The 6,520-nt window shown below is 72.1% G+C and carries 4 protein-coding genes; 2 read left to right on the forward strand and 2 right to left on the reverse strand.

Translation table 11 applies throughout. The features are described 5' to 3' along the window. Positions 1-265: 265 nt before the first annotated feature. Positions 266-1,636: an NAD(P)/FAD-dependent oxidoreductase gene (locus AB0L06_RS40100; RefSeq protein WP_500236602.1), complete on the reverse strand. Its 1,371-nt coding sequence runs from the start codon at positions 1,634-1,636 to the stop codon at positions 266-268. Between the two features lie 205 nt (positions 1,637-1,841). Between AB0L06_RS40100 and AB0L06_RS40105 the strand changes: the two genes are divergently transcribed. Next, entirely contained in the window at positions 1,842-2,495 is a 654-nt protein-coding gene (locus tag AB0L06_RS40105; protein ID WP_500236603.1) for a DUF4232 domain-containing protein, read from the forward strand. A 1,675-nt stretch (positions 2,496-4,170) separates the two neighbouring features. Here AB0L06_RS40105 and AB0L06_RS40110 read toward each other — a convergent pair. Beyond that, on the reverse strand, positions 4,171-4,992 hold the full coding sequence (locus AB0L06_RS40110; protein WP_500236604.1) for a uracil-DNA glycosylase: 822 nt from the start codon (positions 4,990-4,992) through the stop codon (positions 4,171-4,173). A gap of 638 nt (positions 4,993-5,630) precedes the next feature. On the opposite strand from AB0L06_RS40110, the gene AB0L06_RS40115 reads away from it, so the two are divergent. Further along, complete coding sequence (locus AB0L06_RS40115; RefSeq protein WP_500236605.1) at positions 5,631-6,287, forward strand: DUF2510 domain-containing protein; 657 nt, start codon at positions 5,631-5,633, stop codon at positions 6,285-6,287. Positions 6,288-6,520: the final 233 nt, after the last annotated feature.

Below are 6,520 nucleotides of genomic sequence, written 5' to 3' on the forward strand. Positions count from 1 at the left end.
GCACGTCCTCCCTCACGTCCGCCGACCAAGCCGTCCCCAACGCCCCGTCCGCACCATCCGACCCGATCAACCCATCCACCTCGATCGCCCCGTACGCCCCGATCGACCCGTCCACACCGATCGCACCGTCTGCACCGATCGCCCCGCCTGGAACAATCGACCCGCCCGGGACGATCGCCCCGGCGAGGCCCGCAGGCCCGACCACCTCGACCGCCTTCTGGAACGTTTCGACCGTGCCGGTCGGCTCCGTCGGCCGCCTGGATGGTCAGCCGCCCTCGGGCCGACGCTCGGTCGCGAGTTCGAACTGCGCGCGCGGGCTGGACAGTTCGCCCAGGGACACGATCTCGCGGCGGAAGAACAGGGCGAGCGTCCAGTCCAGGGTGATCCGGAACTTCCGATTGGTCGTCGGCATTCGAGACAGATGGTATGTGCGGTGCATGAACCAGGCGACCAGTCCGCGGAGTTTCACGCCGTAGACGTTCGCCACCCCCTTGTGCAGGCCGAGGCCCGCGACCGACCCGACGTAGGCGTGCTTGTACGGGGTCAGCGGCCTACCGCGCAGGCCGGCGGCCAGATTGTCGCCGAGCGTGCGGGCCTGCCGGACGGCGTGCTGCGCGTTCGGCGCGGTGAAGTCCCCGAACCCGCTCAGGTCGGGAACGCGCGCGTTGTCACCGGCGGTGTAAATGTCGGGATGGCCCTCGACGGTCAGCTCGGCGGTGGCCTTCACCCGGCCCTTGTCGTCCAGGGGAAGGTCGGTCTCCCGGAGCATCGGGTGGGGCTTGACCCCGGCCGTCCAGACCAGGGTCCCGGTGTCGAACTCGTCGCCGTCGCTGAGCACGATGTGCCCGTCCTCGGCGGACTTCAGCAGCGTCTCGAGCTTGATCTCGATGCCGCGCCCGCGCAGCGCCTCGACCGTCCAGCGCCCCATCTCGGGCCCGACCTCGGGCAGGATCCGGTCGGCGGCCTCGACCATCATCCAGCGCATGTCCTCCCGCCGGACGGTCGGATACCAGCGGCACGCGTCGCGCGCCATGTCCTCCAGCTCCGCGAGCGCCTCCACCCCGGCGAACCCGCCCCCGACGAACACGAAGGTCAGCGCTCGCCGCCGCACCTCGGGGTCGTCGTTGGAGACGGCGATGTCCAGCTGGTGCAGCACATGGTTCCGCAGGTAGATGGCCTCCTCGACGGTCTTGAACCCGATCCCGCACTCGGCCAGTCCGGGGATCGGCAGCGTCCGCGAGATCGATCCGAGCGCCACGACCAGCCGGTCAAAGGGCAGCTCCATCGCCTCGTCCGCGCCTTGTCCCGAGGCGGGAGAGCCCGCTGGACGAACGCGAACGACATGGCGCTCGGCCGAGATGCCGACGACGTGGCCGTTCAGCACGCGGCAGTGCTTCAGGACGCGGCGGAGCGGCACGACGACGTGGCGGGGTTCGAGGTTGCCGGCGGCGGCCTCCGGCAGGAAGGGCTGGTAGGTCATGTACGACTGCGGGTCGACGACGGTCACCACGACCTCCCCGCGCCGGAGCTCTCGACGCAGTCGGCGCTGGAGCCGGAGCGCGGTGTACATCCCTACATAGCCGCCGCCGACGATCACGATGTGTTCGGCGGACGGGGGGATCTTCTCAACAGCCATAACGCTCCGGTACCCTGCGGGCCGCCCCCTTCACCCCATGCGTCGCACATCCGAACAACTCAAGCCAGTCCGGCATCTCAGTATGTGCATCGCGAAAACGGCGGGACAGGGCCAGACGGGGGCGCCAAGCGGCCACTTCGGGGAGTCGCTCGGCCACGGCCCTGCCCCGCCACCACAGGACCATCACAGTCCAGGGGAGACGTATATGTCACGGATCGTCCAGGGGTCGCTCGTCGCCGCTGTCGTCGCCATCATGGCGACCGGCTGCACGTTCTCCCTCAACGGAAAGGGCGACGGCAACACCACCGGCTCGGCAGGAAGCACGTCCACCCCGGGCGACGGCGGCGACGACGTGAGCGGCGGAGCCCATGGCGGCTCGGGCGGCGGTACGGGTGGTGGTTCGGGCGGTGGCTCAGGTGGTGGTTCGGGTCGTACCCCCATCGGACGCTGCCCGGCTCCCGTCTGGAACGCCAGCCTCGGAGGAATCGAAGGCGCGGCGGGCAGCCGCTCCGCCCGGCTGACCCTCACCAACGTCTCGGGCCACGCCTGCCGAGTGTACGGATTCCCGGGCCTTGGCCTCGCCAACCCGCAGAACTCGGCCATCCCGACGTCCACGAGCCGCCAGGGCACGCCCCAGGCCTTCACCGTGTATCCGGGCGGGCACGCCTACACGCTTCTGCGCTGGACGGTCGTCGCGAGCGACGGCGAGAGCGAGACCGGCCAGTGCGAGCCGACGCCGACCGCCCTCCACGTCATTCCGCCCGACGAGCGGGTCTGGGTCCGCGCGTCCTGGAACTTCGGCCCCGTTTGCGGCCACGGCCGGTTCGACATCGACCCGTTCACCGCCAAGGCCCCCTAGCACCAGGACGCAACGGGCCGCCTCCCAGACCGCACCCCGGCCCGCCGCGACACGAGCACACCGGGCAAGACCACGCCCCCAGGCCCCCCGCCGCCCATCACAACGGCCTGACACCCCCTCCGCCGCCGCTGACCAGGCACGTTCCAGTCCAACAAGCGGAACGACTCACCAACCCGCCCACGGTGCGAGACCAGGGCTCCGGCCTGTCCCGGGATACCGCGGGCCCCCGGCGTAGACCGCGCTCCCGCATCGCGCAACATGCGAGCAAGCGCCCCGATACCGCTGGACACGTTGACGATCTCCAGCGATCCGAGGCACGACGCGTCCCACGCCAACCCACCAGAACGTGGCGCATCCACGAGGGCAGACGCGGCCGAAGCAGACCAGCAATGTCGTCTCGGGGCATCACGACGCCTCAGCATCGGCCCCCCGGAACCGACCGTCCAACCAGACCCCGCGCTCACCAGCAGACGCGTCCTCGAAACCAAACCAGAGCCACCTCCGCCAACGCACGCCTGTCCCCGAAGCACCGGACACCTCAAACCTCGGACGGCACATGCCATGCCGTTCCTGCGACCAACAGGCACAGGGCGGACCCTGCGGAGCACCGTCGGCGGAACGGGGCACGCACCGTGGGGCATGCGACGCGGACCAGCACCGCGGGGCGCGCGACGCAAGGTGTGCGGGGGCGGGGCATGCGGAGTGGGCGCGGACCGCAGGGCGTGGGAACGCAAGACCTGCGCAGCAGGGCATGCACGGCAAGGCGTGCAACGCGAGGCCTGGACGGCAGGGCCCGCGACGCGGAGCCTGGGGGGGGCGGGGTGGGGCGCGCGGAGCGGGGCGTGCACCGCAGGGCGTGGAATCCGAGGTCTGTACATCGTGGCCGCGACGCGGACCTGCACGGCAAGGGCCACGGAGCAGCGCAGGCGGAGCAGGGCACGCACCGCAGGGCGTGCAACGCGAGGACTGCACGGCAGGGCGCGCAACGTGGGGCGTGCGAAGGCGGGGCATGCCCCGCAGGGTGTGGAACGCAAGGCCTGCACAGCGGGGTATGCGACGCGAGCTTGCACGGCAGGGCATGCGACGCAGGCCTGCACGGCAAGGCATGCGGAGCGGGGCGTGTACCGCAGGGCACGCGACGCGAGCCTGCACGGCAGGGCGCGCGACGCGGGGCATGCGGAGCGGAGCCTGCACGGCTGGGCCTGTGATGCGGGTCTGCACGGCGGGGTATGCGACGCGGATCTGTGCGGCAGGGCCCGCGGAGCAGCGCAGGTTGAGCGGGGCGCGCACTGGAGAGCGTGCGACGCGAGGCATGCACGGCAAGGCGTGGAACGCGAGGTCTGCACAGCGGGGCCCGCGACGCGCGGGCGTACGGGGGTGGGGCATGTACAGCGGGGCCCGCGACGCGGCGCATGCGGGGGCGGGGCATGCACCGCAGGCCGTGCACGGCGGGGCGTGCACGGCGGGGCGTGCACGGCGGGGCGTGCACGGCGGGGCGTTGAGGCGGGTGTGTACGGGGGGCCTGTGATGCGGGGGTGGGCGTTGGTGTTGGCGGCTTGGGGGCTGGAGGCTCAAGTGTTGCGGGACGGCGTTTGCGCAGGTGGTGTGTCTATCGGGTTGCATGGCCTCGGCGTTGTCTTGGCGGCGCGAGGCGGTTGCGCGGGCGTTGGGTGGGTCAGCGGGGGGTGGCGAGGGTTTTGGCTCGGGTGAAGAGGGTGTCGAGCATGTCCTCGGTGACGCGGCCGGTGAAGGTGTTCTGCTGGCTGGGGTGGTAGCAGCCGAGGAGGGTGACGGGGGTTCCGTCGGGGGCGGTGATCTCGGCTTCCGTGCCATGGCCGAACTTGGGGCGGGGGCGGGGCAGGGTGTATCCGGCCTGGTCGAGGGCGGGCCAGACGGCCTGCCAGGCGAAGCCGCCGAGGCAGACCACGCAGCGGACGGACGGGGTGACGTCGGCGATCTCGCGGGCCAGCCATGGGCGGCAGGTGTCGCGTTCGGTGGGGGTCGGCTTGTTGTCGGGTGGGGCGCAGCGGACGGTCGCGGCCACGCGGGCGCCGATGAGGCGCAGGCCGTCGTCCGCGTGGACGCTGGTGGGCTGGTTCGCGAGGCCGACGCGGTGGAGGGAGGCGAAGAGCCAGTCGCCGGAGCGGTCTCCGGTGAAGATGCGCCCGGTGCGGTTGCCGCCGTGCGCGGCAGGGGCCAGACCGACGATGAGGATCGCGGGTTCGGGGTCTCCCCAGCCGGGGACGGGGCGTCCCCAGTACGGCTCGTCGGCGAACATGCGGCGTCGCTCGACCGCGACCTTCTCGCGCCACTCGACGAGCCGGTCGCAGGCTCGGCAGACGGACTGGCGGGCGACGAGCTCGTGCAGCGAGGGTGCGGACGCGGCGAGTCCGGCGACCTCGGCGGCGTCGTGCGCCACGGGCGTGTCCAGCCCGGCGGGGTCGTCCGGCCAGCCGGTTCCGGGCAGGACGTAAGGCGCGTTGGCGGCGTCGCTCATGTTGCGATCCTCGCACGTCAGAGCGGCCGCATGCGGCCCGGACGCCGATCACGACACCCTGGGACGAAACGCACATGACGGACACGCCTCGTCGGTACGCTGCCTCCACGCTGGAGAGATCACAAGGCCGTGAGTCATGCGCAACACGCGCGGAGCCCGCACACGAACTCCGCCGTGGAACCGCGCACAAGCGTCCGCGCGAGAGGCCCTGCACTCCGCCGTTCGCGTGGTCGAGCCAGGTCCTCGCACAGCCCGCGGGGACTTGTGCACGACCCACGCGCGAGCGTGGCGCGGGCCTGTGCATGCGTGACGTGTGCGGGGCCGCGCGAGCGTAGCGCGGGCCTGTACATGCGTGACGTGTGCGGGGCCGCGCGAGCGTAGCGCGGGCCTGTACATGCGCGGCGTGTGCGGGGCCGCGCGCGAACGATGCGCGGGGGCGTGAACGCGCGGCGTGCGTGGGCCGCGCGAGCGTGGCGCGGGCTTGTGCATGCATGCGGCGTGTGCGGGTCCGCGTGAGTTCGGGTGGGTCGGGCGCGTGGGCGTGTGGGGAACTGGCGGGGGGTTGGGCGCGTTGCGGGGCGAGTGGGGGCGGTTCGGGTGGATGGGGCGTGGGGGTTGGGCGGAGTGGAGGGTGGGGGATGACGCGGCCTGGGTGGTATCCGGATCCGTTGGGTGAGAGCAAGTTGCGGTGGTGGGACGGGGAGGCGTGGACGGAGGCGCTCAATCCGCAGCCGGCTCGGGCCCGGGTCGTCGCGCAGCGGGTCGCCGAACCGGTCACCGCTGAGGTGCGGGGACTTCCGCTTTCTGTGGACGACCGGGTCGTCTCGTATGGGAACAGTGCTCTGGCCTGGACGGACGTCGAGTGGACGGCGTACTGGAAGACGGCCCTGCCGACGCAGTGGATCTTTCGGGTCGGCCGTCATCCGGTTCAGGCGGGGCAGCGGGTCGAGGTCGTGCTCGACTCGTCCGGGGGGTATGACGCGCAGGGGCTCTGGACGCGGCTTGTCGAGACCTGCCGTGAGCGGGCCGAGACGCGGCTGGTCGCCGGGATCGCGGCTCGGGTCCGGGGCGGCGGGGCCGTGGAGGTGGCGCAGGGGCTGATCGTCCATCCGGGCGGGTTGCGGAGTGGGCGGACCTCGGTGTCGTGGGAGATGGTGGGGGACGCCGTCGTCGAGCAGGGACGGGTCTGGATCCGTCCGGCGGGGGGCGGGGCGGCGGTCCTGTTCGTCCCGCAGCAGAGCCCCAACGCCGTGCTCGTCCCGGCCTTGATCGCGACGCTTCGGGGCGGGGGCTAGGGCGCGTCTCAGAGTCGGCGCCCGGGGCGAGCGGCGGCCAGGTGCGTGCATCGCCGGGGGCGGAGGAGGGAGTCGGCCCGGGTTTGGCCGTCGGCCGACGGCAGCCGTGCCTGGGTGTCGCGCAGTGGGGCAGGTGACGTCCTAGGCCGTGTCCGATGGATCATGTGTTGATCCAGAGCAGGGCGGTGACCAGGACAATCGCTGCCCGGTAGTTGCGGGCGAGTTTGTCGTAG

Source organism: Spirillospora sp. NPDC052269 (genome assembly GCF_040679435.1).
GTDB lineage: Bacteria > Actinomycetota > Actinomycetes > Streptosporangiales > Streptosporangiaceae > Spirillospora.

Excerpts from the sequence above, each read along its gene's own strand:
- AB0L06_RS40110 (WP_500236604.1), bottom strand. The coding sequence starts at position 4,992 with ATGAGCGACGCCGCCAACGCGCCTTACGTCCTGCCCGGAACCGGCTGG.
- AB0L06_RS40100 (WP_500236602.1), bottom strand. The coding sequence starts at position 1,636 with ATGGCTGTTGAGAAGATCCCCCCGTCCGCCGAACACATCGTGATCGTC.
- AB0L06_RS40115 (WP_500236605.1), top strand. The coding sequence starts at position 5,631 with ATGACGCGGCCTGGGTGGTATCCGGATCCGTTGGGTGAGAGCAAGTTG.
- AB0L06_RS40105 (WP_500236603.1), top strand. The coding sequence starts at position 1,842 with ATGTCACGGATCGTCCAGGGGTCGCTCGTCGCCGCTGTCGTCGCCATC.